The organism is Metabacillus mesotrionivorans (assembly GCF_052171315.1).
Classification (GTDB): Bacteria; Bacillota; Bacilli; order Bacillales; family Bacillaceae; genus Bacillus_P.
Genome location: NZ_JBQMFF010000006.1, coordinates 101356 through 121607, shown reverse-complemented (window position 1 = coordinate 121607; position 20252 = coordinate 101356). Strand labels below are relative to the sequence as shown.

25 protein-coding genes are annotated in these 20252 nt (G+C 44.6%); 21 read left to right on the top strand and 4 right to left on the bottom strand.

Translation table 11 applies throughout. The features are described 5' to 3' along the window. Nucleotides 1–64: 64 nt before the first annotated feature. From ACTSEZ_RS16250 to ACTSEZ_RS16230, 5 genes are all read left to right on the top strand, one after another. On the top strand, nt 65–754 hold the full coding sequence (locus tag ACTSEZ_RS16250) for a hypothetical protein (protein ID WP_369735286.1): 690 nt from the start codon (nt 65–67) through the stop codon (nt 752–754). 256 nt (nt 755–1010) lie between these two features. After that, nucleotides 1011–1187, top strand: a complete 177-nt coding sequence (locus ACTSEZ_RS16245) for an amino acid transporter (RefSeq protein WP_369735284.1) — start codon at nt 1011–1013, stop codon at nt 1185–1187. Nucleotides 1188–1217: 30 nt separating this feature from the next. Beyond that, on the top strand, nt 1218–1814 hold the full coding sequence (locus ACTSEZ_RS16240) for a DUF2441 domain-containing protein (RefSeq protein ID WP_369735283.1): 597 nt from the start codon (nt 1218–1220) through the stop codon (nt 1812–1814). Between the two features lie 25 nt (nt 1815–1839). Further along, nucleotides 1840–2115 carry a DUF3986 family protein gene (locus tag ACTSEZ_RS16235; protein ID WP_369735282.1) on the top strand — a complete coding sequence of 92 codons (276 nt, stop codon included), beginning with the start codon at nt 1840–1842 and terminating at the stop codon, nt 2113–2115. A gap of 68 nt (nt 2116–2183) precedes the next feature. Next, complete coding sequence (locus tag ACTSEZ_RS16230) at nt 2184–2768, top strand: hypothetical protein (protein WP_369735281.1); 585 nt, start codon at nt 2184–2186, stop codon at nt 2766–2768. A gap of 49 nt (nt 2769–2817) precedes the next feature. On the opposite strand, the gene ACTSEZ_RS16225 is transcribed toward ACTSEZ_RS16230, so the two are convergent. Further along, the gene (locus ACTSEZ_RS16225; RefSeq protein WP_369735280.1) at nt 2818–3480 is read right to left on the bottom strand and encodes a YesL family protein; all 663 of its coding nucleotides are present in this window, start codon (nt 3478–3480) and stop codon (nt 2818–2820) included. A gap of 220 nt (nt 3481–3700) precedes the next feature. On the opposite strand from ACTSEZ_RS16225, the gene ACTSEZ_RS16220 reads away from it, so the two are divergent. The 11 genes from ACTSEZ_RS16220 (at nt 3701) to ACTSEZ_RS16170 (ending at nt 12247) form a co-directional block, all read left to right on the top strand. Next, nucleotides 3701–4630 (top strand): ABC transporter ATP-binding protein, encoded by a 930-nt coding sequence (locus tag ACTSEZ_RS16220; protein WP_029285614.1) that lies wholly within the window; start codon nt 3701–3703, stop codon nt 4628–4630. After that, complete coding sequence (locus ACTSEZ_RS16215; RefSeq protein ID WP_369735279.1) at nt 4627–5715, top strand: ABC transporter permease; 1089 nt, start codon at nt 4627–4629, stop codon at nt 5713–5715. The genes ACTSEZ_RS16220 and ACTSEZ_RS16215 overlap by 4 nt, the downstream gene beginning before the upstream one ends. Nucleotides 5716–5954: 239 nt before the next feature. Further along, nucleotides 5955–7016 (top strand): cyanophycinase, encoded by a 1062-nt coding sequence (locus ACTSEZ_RS16210; RefSeq protein WP_369735278.1) that lies wholly within the window; start codon nt 5955–5957, stop codon nt 7014–7016. Nucleotides 7017–7178: 162 nt separating this feature from the next. Further along, nucleotides 7179–7601, top strand: coding sequence for a GNAT family N-acetyltransferase (locus ACTSEZ_RS16205; RefSeq protein ID WP_369735276.1), 423 nt, complete (start codon nt 7179–7181; stop codon nt 7599–7601). 16 nt (nt 7602–7617) lie between these two features. After that, a complete protein-coding gene (locus ACTSEZ_RS16200) occupies nt 7618–8043 on the top strand; it encodes a DUF1801 domain-containing protein (protein ID WP_369735275.1) in 426 nt (141 codons plus the stop codon). A gap of 231 nt (nt 8044–8274) precedes the next feature. Beyond that, nucleotides 8275–8421, top strand: coding sequence for a hypothetical protein (locus ACTSEZ_RS16195; RefSeq protein WP_369735274.1), 147 nt, complete (start codon nt 8275–8277; stop codon nt 8419–8421). Between the two features lie 53 nt (nt 8422–8474). Continuing rightward, the gene (lepB, locus tag ACTSEZ_RS16190; RefSeq protein WP_369735272.1) at nt 8475–9017 is read left to right on the top strand and encodes a signal peptidase I; all 543 of its coding nucleotides are present in this window, start codon (nt 8475–8477) and stop codon (nt 9015–9017) included. 192 nt (nt 9018–9209) lie between these two features. Continuing rightward, complete coding sequence (locus ACTSEZ_RS16185; RefSeq protein ID WP_369735270.1) at nt 9210–10028, top strand: SDR family oxidoreductase; 819 nt, start codon at nt 9210–9212, stop codon at nt 10026–10028. 137 nt (nt 10029–10165) lie between these two features. Continuing rightward, nucleotides 10166–10606 (top strand): DUF2243 domain-containing protein, encoded by a 441-nt coding sequence (locus ACTSEZ_RS16180; RefSeq protein ID WP_369735269.1) that lies wholly within the window; start codon nt 10166–10168, stop codon nt 10604–10606. Then, the gene (locus tag ACTSEZ_RS16175) at nt 10603–11397 is read left to right on the top strand and encodes a cytochrome c oxidase assembly protein (protein WP_369735381.1); all 795 of its coding nucleotides are present in this window, start codon (nt 10603–10605) and stop codon (nt 11395–11397) included. Before ACTSEZ_RS16180 ends, ACTSEZ_RS16175 begins: the two co-directional genes overlap by 4 nt. A gap of 10 nt (nt 11398–11407) precedes the next feature. Beyond that, the gene (locus ACTSEZ_RS16170) at nt 11408–12247 is read left to right on the top strand and encodes an NAD(P)H-hydrate dehydratase (RefSeq protein ID WP_369735268.1); all 840 of its coding nucleotides are present in this window, start codon (nt 11408–11410) and stop codon (nt 12245–12247) included. Nucleotides 12248–12268: 21 nt separating this feature from the next. Here the strand turns inward: ACTSEZ_RS16170 and ACTSEZ_RS16165 are convergent, their stop codons facing one another. Both ACTSEZ_RS16165 and ACTSEZ_RS16160 read right to left on the bottom strand, forming a co-directional pair. Next, nucleotides 12269–13261: a sensor histidine kinase gene (locus tag ACTSEZ_RS16165; protein WP_369735267.1), complete on the bottom strand. Its 993-nt coding sequence runs from the start codon at nt 13259–13261 to the stop codon at nt 12269–12271. A 12-nt stretch (nt 13262–13273) separates the two neighbouring features. Next, nucleotides 13274–13972, bottom strand: coding sequence for a LytR/AlgR family response regulator transcription factor (locus tag ACTSEZ_RS16160; RefSeq protein ID WP_029285636.1), 699 nt, complete (start codon nt 13970–13972; stop codon nt 13274–13276). 188 nt (nt 13973–14160) lie between these two features. On the opposite strand from ACTSEZ_RS16160, the gene ACTSEZ_RS16155 reads away from it, so the two are divergent. The 5 genes from ACTSEZ_RS16155 (at nt 14161) to ACTSEZ_RS16135 (ending at nt 19772) form a co-directional block, all read left to right on the top strand. Then, the gene (locus ACTSEZ_RS16155; protein WP_029285638.1) at nt 14161–14910 is read left to right on the top strand and encodes an ABC transporter ATP-binding protein; all 750 of its coding nucleotides are present in this window, start codon (nt 14161–14163) and stop codon (nt 14908–14910) included. After that, on the top strand, nt 14900–16057 hold the full coding sequence (locus ACTSEZ_RS16150; RefSeq protein WP_369735266.1) for an ABC transporter permease: 1158 nt from the start codon (nt 14900–14902) through the stop codon (nt 16055–16057). The genes ACTSEZ_RS16155 and ACTSEZ_RS16150 overlap by 11 nt, the downstream gene beginning before the upstream one ends. Nucleotides 16058–16493: 436 nt before the next feature. Beyond that, entirely contained in the window at nt 16494–17336 is an 843-nt protein-coding gene (gene proC / locus ACTSEZ_RS16145; protein ID WP_369735265.1) for a pyrroline-5-carboxylate reductase, read from the top strand. 29 nt (nt 17337–17365) lie between these two features. Continuing rightward, a complete protein-coding gene (gene proB, locus ACTSEZ_RS16140) occupies nt 17366–18487 on the top strand; it encodes a glutamate 5-kinase (RefSeq protein ID WP_369735264.1) in 1122 nt (373 codons plus the stop codon). 16 nt (nt 18488–18503) lie between these two features. Beyond that, nucleotides 18504–19772 carry a glutamate-5-semialdehyde dehydrogenase gene (locus ACTSEZ_RS16135; RefSeq protein ID WP_369735263.1) on the top strand — a complete coding sequence of 423 codons (1269 nt, stop codon included), beginning with the start codon at nt 18504–18506 and terminating at the stop codon, nt 19770–19772. An 80-nt stretch (nt 19773–19852) separates the two neighbouring features. On the opposite strand, the gene ACTSEZ_RS16130 is transcribed toward ACTSEZ_RS16135, so the two are convergent. Continuing rightward, nucleotides 19853–19978, bottom strand: coding sequence for a hypothetical protein (locus ACTSEZ_RS16130; RefSeq protein ID WP_369735261.1), 126 nt, complete (start codon nt 19976–19978; stop codon nt 19853–19855). Nucleotides 19979–20252: the final 274 nt, after the last annotated feature.

Sequence of the window (20252 nt, the reverse complement as noted above, 5' to 3'; positions counted from 1 at the left end):
ACAAAAGAAGATAGATTAAAAATTTGGTGCTGATGTTTATGAGAGATAGGATGGTTTTGAAAATATGCTTAATAATGAATTCTTCAAATTAGACACAAGCCTTAAAAGAAGTCAGTTGCCTGATTCTGTTTATAAAAATTTGGGACCATACCCAACATTTCAAATGAAAGCAACTATTGTTGTTTTTACACTTTTTATGATCGATTTTTTGCTGCTTTTTCCAATGATTGCTCTAGGTGTGAATATATTTACATATCTAACAGTTCCTTTAATAGCAATCTTAAACATTTGGGCTTTGGCGTTACTCTTTAGGAATGTTGAAAAGACCCAGATCGAGTCCATTCAATTTATTATGTTCATGGGATTGACTGGCTCTTGGGGGTTCTTCCTATTGTCATTAAGATTTTCACATATGGGCGGTGTGGTAACGTGGTGGTATTATGCGATAATGACAGTACTTTACATAACTAGTATTTTCATCTTCTTCTATAAGCAACTCAACAGTTACTGGAAGGACGTTAAGGAAGAGAAAAAAGATACTCGCGGCTGGCATTATGCAGTACTATCTGCAGGCCCGCCGATTGGATATATCCTAGCTCAATTTTTGATGGGTCTGGGAGAAGATGTGACCTTAATCGTAATGACAGGTATTTTAATCATGTTTTCTGTTTTCTTCACGTATTTAATGACCAAGTCGATCCATAAATATCTATTTGTTAAGAATAATCCCCACATTATAAGGTTGCCTGAATAATTTAATCATGACTGGTCAACAGAGAAGAGCCTTTACGTATTTCTAGTACCCCTAATCCACTCAAATTGGAAAAACGTATTTTCCTTGGGCCAGGTTACACTAGAGCTGATTTCTCGAAAAACGTTTTCCGGGGGAGATTTTTATAGTTAAGAGGTTTTAACGCTTTATGGTTGAATTATAGGTGTATATGAAATCTGTTAATGAAGAATTAAGGAAATAGATCTTATAGCCTCAATGATCAGGAGGAGTTGCCCCATTGTCCGATCAAAAACCATTCAATGATGCTGTGGATCACATGAAAACAATTGAGGGACTGCCTGCGCAGACTGATATGAAAAAACTTCCCAAACCAATCCGGTACTTTGGATACTTTTTTCTTGTCTTTTTTGCTGTTTCCCTTCTTTTTATTGTGATTGGCGTTCTAATCACATAATCTTTCAATAGCAGTCAGCAGGAGGAACCTATGAACAACCCTTTTTACGTCTACCATCTAGTCACAAAGAAAAAAATGAGTCCCGGTCAGATCATTGTCTTTGACAATCATGAGCATAATTCACTGTTCCAATTCTTTTTTGAACCCAATATTATAAATGCCAAAGGTGAAACAGTTGACCGGATTCTTCAGAATGGAATATGTGATGAAGGTTTAAGGTTGGAAAAAGATGATACAGCAACAGTAATGAAATATATGGACAAAACAATGAGAGCTGTCAGAGAAGCAGTCGTTGAAATGGTCAGATTACGAGATTACCCTGAATACCCTTCACGGCTTTCATGTTTATATGCAGCGAAAACGTATGAGGATATTCTGAGATGGAAAAAAATCTTTGACTCTTATAATCGGGGAGTCTTGCAGATTGTGAAACTCAAAGTAGAAGGCAGCTGCTTTGAAGGCAACGGCAGCCTGCTGCCAAAGGAAGACTGTATTCCGTTTTCAGATAAGATGAAGCAGGCAAAGGCATATTGGGAGAACCGCGAAGAAAATGAGCTGCCGGAGGTTTTGGTCAATGGGAAAATAGAAGTGGTTGAGATAATAGATGAATTTGATGTACTGCTCTGATGAAATGAAGCAGGGAGGTTTGAAATTGGAAGTCAGATACGATGAAAGATATCATTTGCATATTGGCTACTATGAAAATGAGCGTGATTTTGAGTCTGTAGCATTAAAACGAGAAACAGAAGACATTTGGGATGTTTATTTTGATTTTAAGCAGTATGGATTGAAGAGCGTTTCAAGTGAGAATTCCGAAACGATAAAGGACTTCGGCACGAGAATCTTTTCTATGCATGTCGGAGATCTTGAATATGCTGCGGGTGCAGAAAGGTTTGAGAAGTGGCTGGTAAATCAGAAGATCATTTAGAAGAATGCATTGTGTTATTTGAAAAAAGATGACAACCAGCAGACGAAATGAGAAAAACACATTTTTAATTGCGTCAGGGAGGAAGAAAACTGATCTCCAAAGAGAGTATAGAAGCTAACTTCTACAACATTTATAAAAAAATGATAAGCATTAAGGAGTTCGAAAACTGGGTATACAGGACTCCGGAGATAGAGTTATTCTACGGTGAAGAATTGTATTTCAGCCTGATAGATTTGAATTATAATCAGAAAAATGCCAGCCGTGATGTAATGAAATTGCTGGAGGAGCACATTCCTTTTGCGTATTTTGAATATGTCAGGCTGACAAGCTGCCTTCAAGCCATAAGTAATGAAGAGAAAATCCATATTGGTGTACTTGAACAACTCTATGAAGACTACTGCAGGGGTTACTCATTCCTGAGATTTATTGGCTTATCCTGCGTTGGGGCAGCTGATGATCCTGATTTAGCAGGACATGATCTTACTCATCATAGAAAAGAGTTTTATTGGAAAATGAAATGTGAAGCGGATAGGTTGCTAGGTTATCTGAAAAATGGGGATATACTTTTAACCGGTGAGTACCAATATACAGATAACCGTTCAGAAGAAGATAGAATAGAATTTACTAACATAGGTAAGCTGTTTCAAATATAAAAAACTCGCCATACAAAATGACGAGTTTTTTCACTTGCACTAAGGCCGTTCAAACAGCCTTTGAAAACAAATAAAACGCAACCCAGGCCGTCAAACTCCCAAAGCCAAGCAAAATGAGAAGAGGAAAAACGCTCGTGCTGACATAAAAAAGAGCGCCGACTCCTGCTGCAATCCCGATTGTGTGCAAGGGCTTTCCGATTGAAAGTAGCATAGAGTTTTTGAGGGACTGGAACAAAGTCAGATGAAAGTGCACGGTGTTTGAAAAGAAATGCATCGTGAACACGAACATGAATACTCCGATTGCCAGAAAGAGATAATACAGCGGCGAGCCGGATTTTGCGAAGTAAAAGTAGTCGATGACAAGGATGATCCAGATTGGGACAATCAACAGTCCGCCGGTCATGCTGCGGGTGTAGTTTTCTTTGTAGAGCTTCCAATAGGTGCGGAGCAGCGGAACCTGGCTGTCTGCTGTTATCCATTTCCGCGAGAGGCCGAAAAGAGCGGTTGTCGCCGGGAAAAGGATGAAAGGTGTAAAAATAGCGATTGTTAGCCCGTTTACTAGTAAGCCGGCCGGGTCTTTGACGGCAAATAGATTTAAGGATAAGTAGACAATAGGCAGACTAAAGAGCAGCCAGACGATGTTGGCTGTAAAGATTCGTGTGATCCATTCGGTTGCGGTGTAGAGCTGCTGCACCAATCCTCCTGTTTTCATAGCTTTCCCCCTGATGTTTGAAAACGTTTTTCGTTTTATTGTTATCATAGCATACGAGTTTTATTTGTGAGTTCTTTCTATTTAAATAATAGATGGCATACAATCTGCCAGCTTTGTTAACTTGAATAACTGGAGAGGGATAAATTCATGTCGTGCAGAATACATAACCATAGAAGAAATTTGAGGCAGCACCAATCTGCCTCCTTTTGGAGTGTGAAAAATGTCTGAACAAAATCAGATGATCAGCGTGAACGGGTTAATCAAGACGTATGGGGACTTTACGGCAGTGGCCGGCATAACGTTTGAAGTTTTCAAAGGCGAAGTGTTTGGCGTGCTCGGCCCGAATGGAGCGGGAAAAACGACGACACTTGAAATGCTTGTCGGCTTGCGGAAGCCTGACGGAGGGTCGGCTGATATTGGAGGCTTTGATGTTGTCAGGGATTTAAAGAAGGTCAAAGAGGTTATTGGCGTCCAGCTGCAGTCTACGACTCTTTTTGAACTTTTGACAGTGGAGGAGATTCTGCAGCTGTATGCCAGTTTCTACAAGAAGCATGTCCCGATCCATCCGCTTATTGAGGATATGCTGCTGACGGATAAAACGAAGAGCAGAATTAAGAGCCTGTCTGGCGGGCAGAAGCAGCGGCTCGCGATTGCCCTTGCGCTGGTGCATGACCCGTGGATCATTTTTCTGGATGAGCCTACGACGGGACTTGATCCGCAGGCGCGGAGAACACTGTGGGATATTATTTTTAAGTTGAAGGAACGTGGCGTGACTGTTGTTTTAACAACCCACTATATGGATGAGGCGCACGTATTATGCGACAGAATTGCCATCATGGATCAGGGAAAACTGATTGCCCTTGATACACCGGCTCAGCTGGTCCGAAATCTTCACTCTGAAAATGCGGTGGAGTTCCGTTTTGAAGAAGAGGCGGCTGAGGTTGACTTCAGCCGGATTGAAGGAGTTAAGCAGGTCGGAAGCCAGAACGATGCGGTTATTCTTTATACAGATGATCTGCAGGCAACGCTGACGAGCCTGATTGAGACATCGGCAGAACAGGGGCTGAAGCTTGCTGATCTGCAAATACGCACGGCCACTCTTGAAGATGTCTTTATTCACATGACGGGAAGGAGGCTGAGGGAAGCATGAAAGCTTATTGGCAGCTGACGTTAACCCAGCTTCGCATTTTCATGCGGAACCGGCAGGTGTTGTTCTGGACTCTGCTCTTTCCGATTTTTCTCATGGTGATGCTTGGCTCGTTTCTTGGCGGCGGAAACACTATGTCTGTGACCGTCGGTGTGGTGGATCAGGATCAATCAGATGAATCCAAGATTTTGGTGACAGCACTTAAGAAAAACCAGGCAATGAAGGTCCAAGAAGAAAGCAAGGAAGACCGTGCACTCGGGAAAGTGAAAAAAGGAGATCTTCAACTTGCAATTATGATTCCTGAAGGGTACGGGAAGAACACTGGAAACGAAAATCCAGCCTCACTTCCGGTTTACTATGATGAAACAAATGCAGCGGTCTCTCAAATCGGCCTTCAGCTCGTAAATGGGGCGGTCGATCAGATCAGCAAAGAAAAAGTCGGCTACAAGCCCGCTGTCGTGACAGAGGCAAAAGGGATTGAAACCCTCAATCTGCAGTATATCGATTTTCTTGTTCCGGGCATCGTTGCCATGATGATTATGAGCAACAATATGAACGGGGTAGCGGGACAGATTGCAGCATGGAGAGAGCGGGGAATCCTGAGAAGAATGCAGGGAACCACGCTTAAAGCTTCGACGTTTATTGCTGCACAAATTACGGCCCGGCTTATGCTGAACGGGCTGCAGGCTTTGCTTGTGCTTATTATTGCCCAGTTGATCTTCGGAGTCGATGTGCGCGGATCATGGCTTACGCTGATCGCGTTTGTGGTGCTCGGCACTCTCGCGTTTATGGCTATAGGCTTTATCATTGCCGGCATTGCAAAGACGCCGGAAAGTGCAGCTCCGATTGCCGGATTTTTATCATTCCCGATGCTGTTTCTGGGAGGCGTATTTTTCCCAATCAGCAACATGCCTGATTTTCTTCAGCCGGTCGTCTATGCGCTTCCGATTTCCCATCTGAGCCATGCACTCAGAGAGGTGATGAATGTCGGGGCCGCTGTCACGACACTCGGGACAGAAATGCTGATCCTGGCTTGCTGGGCGGTGGGTGCGTTTATTGTAGCAAGTTTTACGTTTAAGTGGGAATGAAAAGGAAAAAAGGGGTCAGTCCCGCTGTGCTTTAACGTGCAGCAGGCCTGACCCCCCCTGTTTGTTGGAAAATGGAATATTATTGGTCGATTTGGGTTTATTTTAGGTTTTTCTAACAGCCTAAATCGCCCAATTAATAGTTATGGAAAGCTGCAACCCTTGAAAAGACGGGCTTCCTGTAAGTTGGCATACAACTTGCATATATTTATTTGAATTTTCAAATAAAAAGGAGGCGTATTATGAAGAGCTTAAAAGCAGCAGGAAAAAAGGTAATGGTATGTGCAGCTTTAGTCGGTGGTCTTGTGTCGTTTTCAGGAGTAAATGATGTGGAAGCAGCGTCCTCGTATACATTGTATACGACAGGAAGCACCACCGATAAAGTGACTACCGCATCGTTTGGCCAGGTTTATATGGGCGGAAGCACAGATGTAGATAAAGCGATGGAATGGATGATTCAAAAGGCCAATGGGGGAGATTTCCTCATTATCAGGGCAACAGGATCAAATGGCTATAATCAGTATCTCTACGATCTGGCACAATCCATCGGCAAACCGCTGAACTCAGTCAATACCGTCGTAGTAACAAATCTAACCCAGGCAGGCTCCGATTCTTCGCTGATTGACCGCATTAATAAAGCAGAGGCCATTTTCTTCGCCGGCGGGAACCAAGCGGACTATGTGAAGTTTCTTGAGGGATCTCCGGCATTAACGGCTCTGAACAGCCGTATTCAGAATGTGCCGTTTGGCGGCACAAGCGCAGGTGCCATGATTCAGGGAGACCACATCTATGATGCCATATCCGCGGGTTCACAAACACTGGACTCTTTAACTGCTCTGAGAAACCCTTACAGTTCTCTCATTTCTTTCACGGATTATCTGATCCAGACCCCTCACAATAATAACATTCAGACTGACACACATTTCGAGCAGCGCGACCGGATGGGACGACTGCTGACCTTTATGGCGCGAAACATTCAGGACGGGGAAGAAACAGGTACATCTGCCAAAGGCATCGGCCTGAATGAGCAGTCGGCACTGCTTGTTGAAAAAGACGGAACAGCAAAAGTTGTAACCCAGCCAGGAGCTGTGAATGCAGCTGTCTACATGGCTAAATCAAACCAGGCGCCAACCCGATGTGTGAGCGGAAGTTCGCTTACATACAATAATATCTCCATTTATAAACTGAAAGACGGAAACACATTCAACTTATCAACCTGGACCGGTTCCGGCGGGCTCTCCTACACGCTGAACGTGAACAGCGGGACAATCAGCTCGTCAACTGGGAAAGTATACGGAAACTAATGGGGAATCCCCCTTTTGCTTTAATGCTGTAATGAAAAGAGGGTCAGTCCCCCAACACGTTAAAGTGACAGGGGACTGACCCTCTTTTTTGTGGTAAAATGAAGGAAATTATATGATTAAAACGAAAGTAGTTAAGACATTAAGTAAATGGGGAGACAGCATATGGGATTTATCATTTCAAAAGAAATCAACCAAACGTACAAAAACTTTGTGAATCAAAATCTTTATGAGTACAACGCGATGCATTTTCCTGAGGATCTCAACGGACGGTATGAGGAAGTAAATGTGTACCTCAAAGATGAAAGCGGTTTAGTTCGCGGCGGTATCCTGTGCGAAATTTGCTGGAATTGGCTTGAGATTCATACGCTGATGATTGATGAGGATCTGCGCCACTCAGGGTATGGCTCACAGCTTCTTGCCGAAGCGGAGAAGATTGCCGCAGAGAGAGATTGTGATTTTGTCAAAGTGGATACATTGAGCTTCCAGGCGGTTGATTTTTATAAAAAGCACGGGTATGAGGTGTACGGCACGCTTGATGGTGTCGGACGCGATTTCAAGCACCATTACTTGAAAAAAGACCTGTAAATAAGGAGCGAAGCAGATGGCCTATGAACTGAAAACGAAGGAAACGGATCACAGCGTTGTGGAGTTTATTGAAGGAGTTGAATCTCCCAAAAAGCGGGAGGACGCTTACCGGCTTCTGGACCTTTTTACAGAAACAACGGGATTTGAAGCGAAAATGTGGGGTCCGAGCATCATCGGGTTCGGCTCGTACCATTACAAGTATCCTACAGGCCATGAGGGAGACGCGCCGCTTGTGGGATTTTCCCCCCGCAAAGCGAAAATCAGCCTTTATTTTGCAACGGGTGATTCTGAACGGGAAAAACTCTTAAAGAACTTCGGAAAACATACAACGGGCAAGGCGTGTGTTTATATAAACAAGCTGGCTGACGTCGATGAAGACGTGCTGAGACAGCTTATTAACCAGTCGGTGAACTTTTTGAATAAAACCTATCCAAAATCCTAAAGAAGAAGCGGTGCCATTAAGGCGCCGCTTCTTTATGATTAAAGCTTTTTTCTCATAAAAAAGGTTTCAGCACATGCTGTCAATTTCTTTTTTCAGCTGAGAAACATATAATAAGAAGTGCAGCAGCATTCGGACAAACCTACATGAGGAAATGATCTTTTCTGCTGTACTCATGCCAAACCTGAAACTTTAAAGCCATCTCCTTCGTAGAATAAGTGAGGAGATGAGGACATGAGCACAAAAAAGATGGCAGGTGCAGGCTGGGTTTTTGGTATGGCTGCAGGAGCAGGACTTGGAATCGCGATTGATAATATTTCGATAGGAATCGCTCTTGGCGTCGCTTTTGCAATCATATTCAGTTCAGGAAAAAAAACGTAACTTCTGCAAAGGGTCATTTGTTTAATACGGGCTGAATCATTGGAGGGACCGCAATGACAGAACATGAAAAAACCAGCAATACAAGAAAAGAAATATGGAGCTGGATTAAATCCATCCTTTTTGCATTGGCCATTGCAGTCATTTGCAGAGAGTTTTTATTTGCTCCGGTAGTGGTGGAAGGAAAATCAATGCAGCCGACGTTCGAGGATCAAAACCGGCTGATTATCTCAAAAACAAGCGGCATTGAGAGATTTGATATGATAGTCTTTCATTCACCTGAGCCAGGCCGGGATTACATCAAACGGGTGATTGGCCTGCCCGGCGATCAGATTGAAATGAAACAGGATGTTCTTTACATCAACGGAAAGCAGTTTGAAGAACCTTACTTGGCAGCGAATAAAAATATGCTGGGCTATGGGGAACAGCTAACAGAAGATTTTCAGGTCACAGTGCCTGACAATTCCTATTTTGTCATGGGAGACAACCGCCGCCAGAGCAGGGACAGCCGTGAAATTGGCTCCATAGCAAAAGATGAAGTGATTGGGGAAGTGAAGCTTCGCTTTTTCCCGTTTGATAAGGCCGGAATTCCTGAATAATATGAAAAACCTCCATTGTTGTGGGGGTTTTTGTGTTTCAGCCACTTTCAAACCCTTATTTGTTACCGAAGTTAATCGGACGCTTGCATTTATTTGTGACGGTTTCAGGAACAATCCAGGTATTTTGTCTCATGTGTTAAATCTTCCTATATAATAGATTTGTGGGTAAATATTCCAATTGGAGGAATGTGCATGGATGAGGTCAAAAAGGTTGCGATTGTGACAGGCGGGGCATCAGGAATCGGCAAAGCAATATGCCGCGAGCTTATCAAAAGTAAGGTATTCGTCATGATCGCGGATGTGGATGAAAAGGAAGGAAAGACAGCAGAAGCAGCATTTAATGATAAAGAGATTTTATCAAGATATGTGCATCTAAATGTAAGCGGATACAATTCTGTTGAAAAGCTCATTTCTGAAACATTCAAGGAATTTGGCCGTCTTGACTATTTGTTTAATAATGCCGGCATTGCCATGTACGGCGAGCTGTACGACATGTCTATAGACCACTGGAAAACAATCATGGATGTCAATGTCTGGGGCGCAGTGAACGGTACTCAGGCTGCTTATCCTCTTATGAAAAAACAGGGTTTTGGACATATTGTCAACACCGCATCTGCAGCAGGGCTCGGTCCTGCACCTGTCTCTGCCGCCTACGCTGCCACTAAGCACGCAGTTGTCGGCCTCACGACATCCCTGCATTACGAAGCGGAGGAATACGGGGTAAAAGTAACAGCCCTCTGTCCCGCCTTCGTGGATACTCCCATTTTTACAAATGCGACTGCCATCAACATGGATAAAGATAAAATGCGCAGCCAGATGAAAAAACAAAAAATGATGACACCGGAAAAGATTGCGAAGCTTGCCATTGACGGCGTTCACCGGAATAAGCCTGTTATTTGCCCAATGCCCCTCAGAAAAACGATGGATGGCTTCTTCCTCTTGGTTCCAGCGGCGCACCGGGCGCTGATGAGGCTTGTATGCAGAGTCAGCCGAGAAGCAAGAATGAAATGAGAAAACCGCCATTACGGCGGTTTTTCTTTGTTTGCTTTCATAGAAAAATCATCCCAAAGACCTGCCCCCGCTTTGTTTACATCCAGGTATCGAAGGGGAATTTGATTAACAGACACTTTATTGGAGAGGAGATACATATGACAGCGCGCAGGAAGAACCTTTTGTCAGGCATTCTTTTCGGTCTTGGACTTGTCGCTTTTATAGATGAAACCATCTTTCATCAGCTGCTTCATTGGCATCATTTTTATGATAAGGCAACGACGGATATCGGGCTTGTATCAGATGGGCTGTTCCATGCATTCAGCTGGTTTGCGACAATCGGCGGATTATTTATGTTTGCCGATTTGAGAAGGCGGCAGTCACTTGTTGTAATGAGATGGACGGGAGGCGTTCTCGCAGGGGCAGGGGCTTTTCAGCTTTACGATGGCACCATTCAGCATAAGCTTATGGGGCTGCACCAGATAAGGTATGTCGAAAATGTTTATATGTATGACTGGATTTGGAATGTCACAGCTGTCCTGATGCTCTTATCAGGAATGTATTTTATTCTTCGTGAAAAAAGAAAGCAGGCGGGCTGAAGATGCACCATGCTCATCACACATTAAGTGCAGGCATTCAATATATTATGGCTGCGCCATTTGTTTTGGCTGCCGTTTTATACGCCACAGCCGTGATTTATTCAAACAGAATGTACCGGAAATGGCCTGTTTACCGGACGGCATTCTGGCTTGCGGGAAATTTGTGTGCAGCCGCTGCCGTTTTTGGTCCGCTTGCTGAGAAAGCGCACGGCCACTTTGTTTTTCATATGGCCGGTCACTTGCTGCTCGGCATGCTTGCGCCGCTTTTAATGGTCCTTGCTTCACCTGTAAAGCTTTTGCTGAGAACCCTTGATACTGACCGGGCTAGGCGTGTAACGGGAATTCTGAAAAGCAGGCCTTTTTTTATCCTGTCGCATCCAGTCACGGCAGCGGTCTTAAATGTCGGGGGGCTTTGGCTGCTATATACATCTGATTTGCATCACATGATGCACCAGTCGGCTTTTTGGCATGCGGCTGTTCATTTTCATGTGTTCCTTGCGGGATATTTCTTTACGGCGTCTCTGCTGTACATAGATCCTGTTTTTCACAGAGTAAGCTATTTATACAGGTCGGCCGTCTTGCTCGGAGCGCTTGCCGCCCATGGCATCCTGTCCAAGTACTTGTATGCGCACCCTCCTGAGGGAGTGCCGCTCAGTCAGGCAGAGCAGGGAAGCATGATGATGTATTACGGCGGGGATGTGATTGATGCACTGATTATCTGTATTCTTTGCTTGAAATGGTACCGATCTTCAAAACCGGGATTCAAACCCAAGAGCGTTAACACTTACTGAGAGGAGAAAAATGATGGAGGAATGGACAGAAGGTCATGTAAAAGAAACACTCCCGGAAAGAACGAATTCTGGACATAAAGGCACATATGGAACCGGTCTTCTTCTGGCAGGAAGCAAAGATATGCCGGGAGCTGCTTTGCTTTCAGGGCTTGGAGCCATGCGCAGCGGCATCGGCAAGCTTGTAATCGGGACTGAGGAAGAGGTCATTCCCTATGTTGTGCCGGTACTTCCTGAGTCGACGTATTTGCGGAACGGCCTCAAAAAGGCGGCGGGCGGAGAAGTGAATACAGCAGAGTATAAAGCGATTGCTGCGGGCCCGGGTCTTGAGCCAAACGAGGAGACTGAAAAGGCGGTACAGCACCTTCTTCAGGGGGAATGTCCCGTTATCCTGGACGCCGGCGCGCTGTCAGAGCGTACTTTTCATATGAGGAAATCTCCTGTTATTCTGACTCCGCATCCCGGGGAATTTGCCCGCTTGACAGGTATAGAGGTGGCTGAGCTGCAGGAAAACAGACTTCATCTTGCCTCGCACTGGGCAAAAAAACTCGGAGCTGCAATCGTATTGAAAGGAAATGGCACAGTAACGGCATTTCCGGATGGCAGTGCCTGGACCAATCCGACCGGAAACAGCGCCCTTGCAAAAGGCGGGACCGGCGATACGCTTACCGGGATGATGCTCGGCATGCTCTGCTGTCACAAGGATTGGAAACATGCGGTTTTAAACGCCGTTTATCTTCACGGCGCCTGTGCGGACAGGTGGACAAAGACCAGATCGGCTCATACAATGCTTGCGCATGAATTGACGGATTTGCTACCTGAGGTATGGAAAGAAAAAGAGCTGAGGGATTAGTCCTTCTGCTCTTTTTGTATTTCATAAATGGTCTCCTGTAAACGCAGGTATTTTAATCTTCACTGTAAATTGTTCATCTTTATGGATAAAGTCGAGGTATCCCCCGTGTTTATGGACAATATCTTTTGCGATTTTTGTCCCAAGGCCAACATGTTCTCCGCCTTTTGTTGTAAGTCCGTCAACTTCAAACAGCCGATCAACGATATTTAAGGGGAGCGGCAGGGTTGCGTTTTTTATGGTAAGAAGATAAAGCCCGCTCTTTTTATAAAGCTGCATGGACACTTCAGCCTGTTTGCCCCTTGCTGCTTGCCATTCTTCCGCCGCATCTATGCTGTTTGAGAGCAGGTTTCCGGCAAGGGCTACAATGTGCCTGTCAGGAAAAGGAAGGGCTGATACAGGGAGGTCAAGATCATAAACAAGCGTTATTCCTGCTGTTTTGGCGCGTGTGTACTGCTGATGAAGCATCCCGGCCACAATGCCGCGCTCTCCTTTTATCGAAAGATTCGTCTGCTCATATTCTCCGACAAGATCATCCAAATAGGTTTTAGCCTCCTCCTGCTTTTCATGCTCCAGCAAAAAGTGCAGGGCAGCTACATGTTTTAAAAAGTCATGCCGTTCACTCCGCACCGCTTTAAAGGTTTCGTTCAGGTGCGCTTGCTGCTTTTCAGCCTGTTCAAGCTCTTTAGTGAGAGCAAAAAACCTGTTTGCAGCGGTCAGCCTGATTGCTTCTGTACCCGTAAAAAGGAAAAGGACCACTGCGTGCAAAAGAACCGGCAGATCGGTGAATGACAATGAAACAACAGCCATCTGAAGAACCGTTAAAAACAGATGCCATTTTCCGCTCAGCCCATTCATATGAAAGACGGTTTTACGGCTCAGAATAAGTCCCGCTCCTCCTGCAATCAACCCTGCTGCATAAGCTGAAAAGGAAATGGACAATTTCTCAAGAGCCATGTAAAGAGGAACCGCTCCAATTAAGGATGCCAGAACCCAGTATGTTTTTTCATTGATCATTGTTTCCCCGCCTTAAAAATAATGCTTCTGCAGAAAATCCACTTTTTCTTTTGTAATCATCGCCTGGCCGTCCAATCCTTCGAAAGTGACAATATAAGAATTCTTGGCGTACAGAGAGAAGTTTTTTACGTAGTGAATGTTGATGATAAAGGACCGGTGTGAACGGATAAAGTCCCGCTCTCTAAGTTCGCCTTCAAGTTCATTTAGTGTCAGGTATGTTTTAACGGCGCCGCTCTTCGTGTAGATGGTCGTCGACCGGCCGGAACGTTCAATGAAGATAATATCCTTTTTCTGAAGGATGTGAATGTCGTTTTTCTGCTTGAGGTAAAGCCTCCCGGCAATATCCGCTGATTGTGTTTTTTCCATAAGCCGCTCAACTGATTTTATGAGCCTTTCTTTCGGATAAGGCTTCATGATGTAATCATGGACATTAAGCTCAAAGGCATGAACGGCGTAGCCGCTGTTTCCTGTAACAAAGATGACAGATATATTGAGTGCATGAGAGTGAATGACATCCGCAAGCTCATAGCCTGAAAGGTCAGGCATTTCGATATCGGCTATCAGGACATCCACCACTTCTTTTTTTATGTATTCATAGGCTTCTTCGGCGGATTGGGTAGAAAAGACAATCTCTACATCCGGAATGCCTGAGATGATGCCGTTCAGTTTGTCGAGATCAATGAAACGGTCATCCACTAAACCAACTTTCATAAATAGGTCTCCTCTTCAATGGATTGCTGAATTTCATAATGGAGGAATAATCACTTTATTTTACCATTTAAAAGTTTTTTTGGCATTTTCACGACATGAAACGGACAATTCACGACATAAGTGCAGATTCTCTTTTAAAAGCTTTGTATGATAAAGACATCAAATCGAACGCATATGAGGTGAAGGAAATGATTGATGTTCAGGCTGTAACTAAAACATTTAAAGATAAGAAAACATTTGTCACTGCCCTTAAGCATGTATCCTTTTCTATGAAAGAAGGCGAAGTGACCGGACTTCTCGGTGAAAACGGCGCTGGAAAAACGACGCTTCTCAGGATGATCGCAACGCTGCTCACACCTTCTGAAGGAAGTGTGACGGTATCAGGTTTTGATACGGTCAGAGAACCGGCCGCAATCAAAAAACAAATCGGCGTCCTGTTTGGAGGAGAAACAGGCCTTTACGACAGGCTGACTGCGAGGGAGAACCTTGAATATTTTGCCCGCCTCTACGGTCTGAGCAAGCATGAAACAAAAGTAAGGATTGATGAGCTGGCGAAAATGTTCGGTATGAGAGACTATCTGGATAGAAAAGTCGGCGGGTTTTCAAAGGGCATGCGGCAAAAGGTGGCCATAGCGAGAGCCATCATTCACAATCCGCAGATTATTCTGTTCGATGAACCGACTACGGGCCTTGACATCACTTCGTCTAATGTATTCCGGCAGCTTGTCCACCAGCTGAAGCGCGAGGGAAAAACGATTGTGTTTTCAAGCCACATTATGGAAGAAGTCTCGATGCTGTGCGACTCTGTCGCAATGATGCATAAAGGGGAACTTGTGTATCAGGGAGATCTTGAAGGACTTTATAAAGAAGAAGGCAGCCGTGATCTAAATTACATTTTCATGAGTAAGCTTGTGAGGAGAGATGAATATGCTTCTTAATTGTTATTTAAAAGAAATGAAGGATTGTTTCCGCGACAGCCGGACACTGATTCTGACCGTCCTTTTGCCAATCATTCTTATGACGGGACTGACACTGTTTTATGAACGTATGGTTTCAGGAGGGGAAGAAGATACGTATACGCTTGCTGTTGAAGAAACGATAAATCAGGCTGAAGAGGAATTGTTCACCCCTCTTAAAAATGTGGATTTGGTCAAAACCGGAAATCCTGAAGAGGCTGTCAAAGAGGGCGATGCGCAGGCCGCTGTGATTCTTGATAGTGATTTTACTGCGAAAATTGAGGATGGAAAAACAGCTTCCATTACCATGATCGGGGACTCCTTCAGCCAGAATTCATCGACGCTGATGACACTTGTATCGGGAGCTTTGACTGCCTATGAAAAAACGGTTGTAGGGGAGCGCCTGGCTGAGAATGGTACAGATCCGTCCCTGATCCAGCCGCTTGTCATTGAGCAGAAGGAAATGACCCAGGAAGATCCGACCATTAATCTCGTGGCTTTATTAGTGCCGATGATTCTAGCACTTGCCATCGGGATTGGCGCCAGTCCGGCAGCATCCGATCTTTTTGCTGGAGAAAAAGAGAAGAAAACGATGGAAGCACTTCTTATGACACCTGTCAGCAGAACGACTCTGCTTTTCTCAAAGTGGCTGGCCATTTCTTCTCTTGGAGCCATTACAGGGCTGATTACACTTGGTGTCGTGTCGCTTGAAGTTGCCTTTTTAACAGAGAACCTTCGAAAAGCTGTTTCATTCGGAAGCGATGCACCGATCATCATCGGCATGGCTCTTCTTATCTCTGTCATTTATGCGATGTTTATGGCATCTGTTCTGATGCTGACAAGCATCATCGGCAAGACAGTAAAAGAATCCCAAAGCTACAGTTCTCCGGTTTTAATGATTGGAACCATCCCTGCATTAACAACGACAAGCATCGGAATCAATGAATTTGAGCTCCACCACTTTGCGATTCCGGTACTGAATTTGTTTACAATTTTAAAGGAGCTCCTGTTTGGAATCGTCCAGTATGATCATATTCTCCTTGTCCTTGGAAGCAACCTGGCCGTTATGGTCATTGCATTAATCATTGGAAGAATCCTGTTTTTAAAAGACAAATGGGTGATGAATTAGGATAAAGCTGCGGGCAATCACATTGCCGGCAGTTTTTTTCATTTGTTAGGAAATTATAAAGAATAAAACGCTGTGAATAACATAATAAAGTTATCAGCGGCAAGCGGAAGCGCCTAGATCCTCTGTCAGAACAAATCCGTCAAAAAAGGCGGGAACCGGACTTTTCCGCCGGATTCTTATCTGCCTATCGGAGCGGGCCTTGGCGCTTGCGCTTTTGTTCTCTGCAAATACCGCCATATTTCCGCTTAAAACCGAATCATTCGTGATTAAACGGACTTGCTTAAGGCAAACCGCTTGATGATAGCGCTTCCTTTCACTATCTCGGCCGTATCCTCATGAATGTCCTGTTATCCCTTGAATCTGTTTCTCAGCATGTTACGATAGTAACCGTTGAAAAAACGAACGGAACACAAGCGAACGCAGAGGGGGCAACATTATGCTTAGAGAAAAAAGAGTAGCGTTTTTAGGTGCGGGATCGATGGCAGAATCGATGATCGCTGGAATAGTACAGAAAGAAATTATTCCTGCTGATCAGCTGTATGTGACAAACAGAAGCAATCAAATGAGGCTTCAGGAGCTGAACGCAACGTATGGTATTCAGGCGCTTACTAAAGAAGCATTGCCATACGGTGAAATTGATTTATTTATTCTCGCAATGAAACCCCAGGGTGCAGCGGAAGCACTCGGTGAACTGAAAGACAAAATAAGGCCGGATCAAGTGGTGATCTCCGTTTTAGCCGGAATTTCGACTGAATTCATGGAAGATCACTTGAAGGACGGACAGCAAACGGTTCGTGTCATGCCCAATACGTCAAGCATGATTCAGGAATCTGCGACCGCCTTGAGTCCGGGCAGGCATACAGACATGGACAGCGTTCTGCATGTAAAAGAACTGCTGAGCTGTATGGGGAAAGTATTTTTAATAGAAGAAAGCCAGATGGATATTTTCACAGGTCTTGCAGGAAGCGGACCCGCCTATTTCTACTATTTAATGGAGCACATGGAGAAAGCAGGCGTCGAGAAGGGCATGGACGAACACATGGTGCGCGAAATTGTTGCCCAGACAATTCTCGGTGCAGCCAAAATGATTCTTTCAAATGATGAAGCACCGTCAAGCTTGAGAGAAAAAGTAACGTCTCCTAATGGAACGACGGCATCAGGGCTTGAAGCATTGCGCAAAAACAATGGAGGAAAAGCCATTTCCGAAGCAGTCTATCATGCTGCAAAACGTTCAAAAGAGCTGAACGAAGAAATGGCCGGAGCGTTGGTGACGTCTTAGCCCGTTTTAAAAAAATCAGGAGGGATAAGATGGTAAACGAAGAAGAGAAACAGATAAAAAGAGTTGTTATTAAGATTGGAAGCAGTTCACTGACAAGTATGCACGGCGAAGTCAGCCGCAGAAAGCTTGAAAAGCTTGCAGACCAGATTGTTGAGCTGAAAGATGCAGGCTATGAAACAGTCGTTGTGTCATCAGGAGCTGTTGCGGCAGGCTACAGAAAGCTTGGCTGCATTAACCGGCCATCAGACCTTCCGGAAAAGCAGGCAGCCGCTTCAATCGGACAGGGACTGCTGATGGAATCTTATTCAGAGCTCTTTTTATCTCACGGATATGTCGCTTCCCAGCTCTTAATCACAAGAGGCGACTTTTCAGATGAAACACGCTACGGAAACATGAAAAACACGATGGAAGTGCTGCTTCAGCGCGGGATCATTCCAATTGTGAATGAAAATGACACAATCACAGTCGACCGTCTGAAATTCGGAGACAATGATACTCTTTCAGCTAAAGTTGCCGCTCTGATTGGAGCTGATCTGCTGATTATTTTATCCGACATCGACGGTCTCTATGATGATAATCCAAACAGCAATCCAAATGCCAAGCTGCTTGAAAAAGTGGATGCCATCACACCGGAAATTGAAGCAGCAGCCGGCGGTTCGGGAAGTGCAGTCGGTACGGGCGGCATGAAATCCAAAATTGCCGCATTTAAGATTGCCATGGCTTCAGGGATTCAGTCATTCCTGGGTAAATCCAGCACAAGAGATATTCTAATGGATGCTGTAAACGGCAAGGCGAAGGGAACGTATTTTGAGCCGAAAGCCAATGCATTTAACCTTGACCGCAAAAAACAATGGATTGCATTCCACTCAGGTCCGGAAGGCAAAGTGATGATTTCGAATGAAGCAAAAGCAGCCATTATTGATAAACGGAGAGATATTTACGCGCTTGATATTCAGGAAGTGAAAGGACGCTTTAACGGCGGGGCAGTTGTCACGATTTTGGATGAAGACGAAGAAGAATTCGGCCTTGGCCGCATCAATTTTTCTACAGAGCAGCTTAAAGAAGTGAAGGAAAACAATGAATCGGCCGAAGCGATTGATCAAGAGACGTTTGTCTGCTCTCTGGATTTCTCGATGAAGGTGCCGAGTTAATAAAACAGGAGGCGTTTTGATGAGTATTGCAGCTCTTAAACCGATGACGGTGGAAGAACAGGCATTCACAGCGAAAGAAGCAGCGAAAACGTTAAGCATGTTAACAACGGAAGAAAAGAACGAGGCCCTTAGAATCACGGCAAACGAGCTGGAGCGTTCTTATGAAGAAATTTTAAAAGCAAATGAGGAAGATCTCTCAAAAGGAAAAGAAAAAGGATATGACAAAGCCTACATGGACCGTCTTGCGCTTACACAGGAGCGCGTCGGCGACTTTGCAGAGGGGCTGCGGCAGGTTGCAGACCTTCCCGATCCAACAGGAGATGTCTTATCTGAATGGACACTTGAAAACGGGCTGAACGTGCAGGAAGTCCGTGTGCCGCTGGGTGTCATCGGCATGATTTACGAAGCGCGTCCAAATGTGACGGCAGATGCTGCGGGACTTGCGCTGAAATCAGGCAACTCCATTGTGCTTAAAGGCGGATCTTCCGCTCTCTCTTCTAATATGAAAATTGTAGAAGTCATGCATCGTGCACTTGAAAAAACAAAAATCCCTAAAGAAGCCGTTCAGTTCATTGCGTCGACAGACCGCGCTGCAACCCAGCAGCTCTTTACCATGAAAGAACATATTGACGTGCTGATTCCGCGCGGCGGAGCTTCTTTAATCAAAGCAGTTGTTGAAAATGCAACCGTGCCGGTGCTTGAAACAGGAGTTGGGAACTGCCATATTTACGTAGATAATAAGGCGGATGTGGAAAAAGCGCTGAACATTATAATCAATGCAAAAACAGACCGCCCGGCAGTATGCAATGCAGCCGAAACCCTTATTGTTCATAAAGACTGGCTGAAAGAAAACAGTGACCACCTTGCAAAAGCTATAAAGGATCACGGTATCACTCTTCACGGAGATGAAATGGCTGCAGATGCTCTTCCGAATGTTGTTCCAGCCGGTGAAGAAGACTGGGCAAACGAATACTTGAGCCTTGATCTGGCAGTGAAAACGGTCGGAACTCTGGAAGAAGCCGTTGATCACATCGATCAATACGGAACAAAGCATTCAGAGGCAATTATCACAGAAGACAAAGAAACAGCAGACCGGTTCATGCAGCTTGTTGATGCTGCTGCACTTTACCACAATGCTTCAACCCGCTTCACAGACGGAAGCGCACTTGGATTCGGCGCTGAAATCGGCATCTCCACACAGAAGCTTCACGCACGCGGGCCGATGGGATTGCCTGCACTGACAACAGTAAAGTTTATGATGAGAGGAAACGGGCAGATTCGATAGGACGTTTAAGAGCACCCATTAGACTGGGTGCTCTTTCTTATGAAAAGGCTATTTGTAAAACGTACATAAAAAATAAGCCTTCAGCCCAGCCAATGATTATTGTAAGCTATTAATCCTAATACTGCTCCGATCGCTGCACCAAAAGCCAACGACATCATTGTCCATTTTCCGTCTGATTTCTTCTGATTTTTGCTGCTGTTATGCAAATTCAGCACCTCCTTACATAAGCCTCACTAATTTAATATCATTTTAACATAATTACCCATATTGAAGTGGCTGTAAATTATATTTGACCTCATTACAAATTTCGATAAACCAACTACTGCCTTTCACTTACCCCTAGGAGAAAAATGACAATAAGCAAATAGCCTGAATCCAATAAAATAACCCGGAGACTTCTCTGGGTTATTTTATTGGAAATTTTTACAGAATAAGGTTTGAAAACGGGTGGGTACGTGGTATCAGATAAATGGGATAATT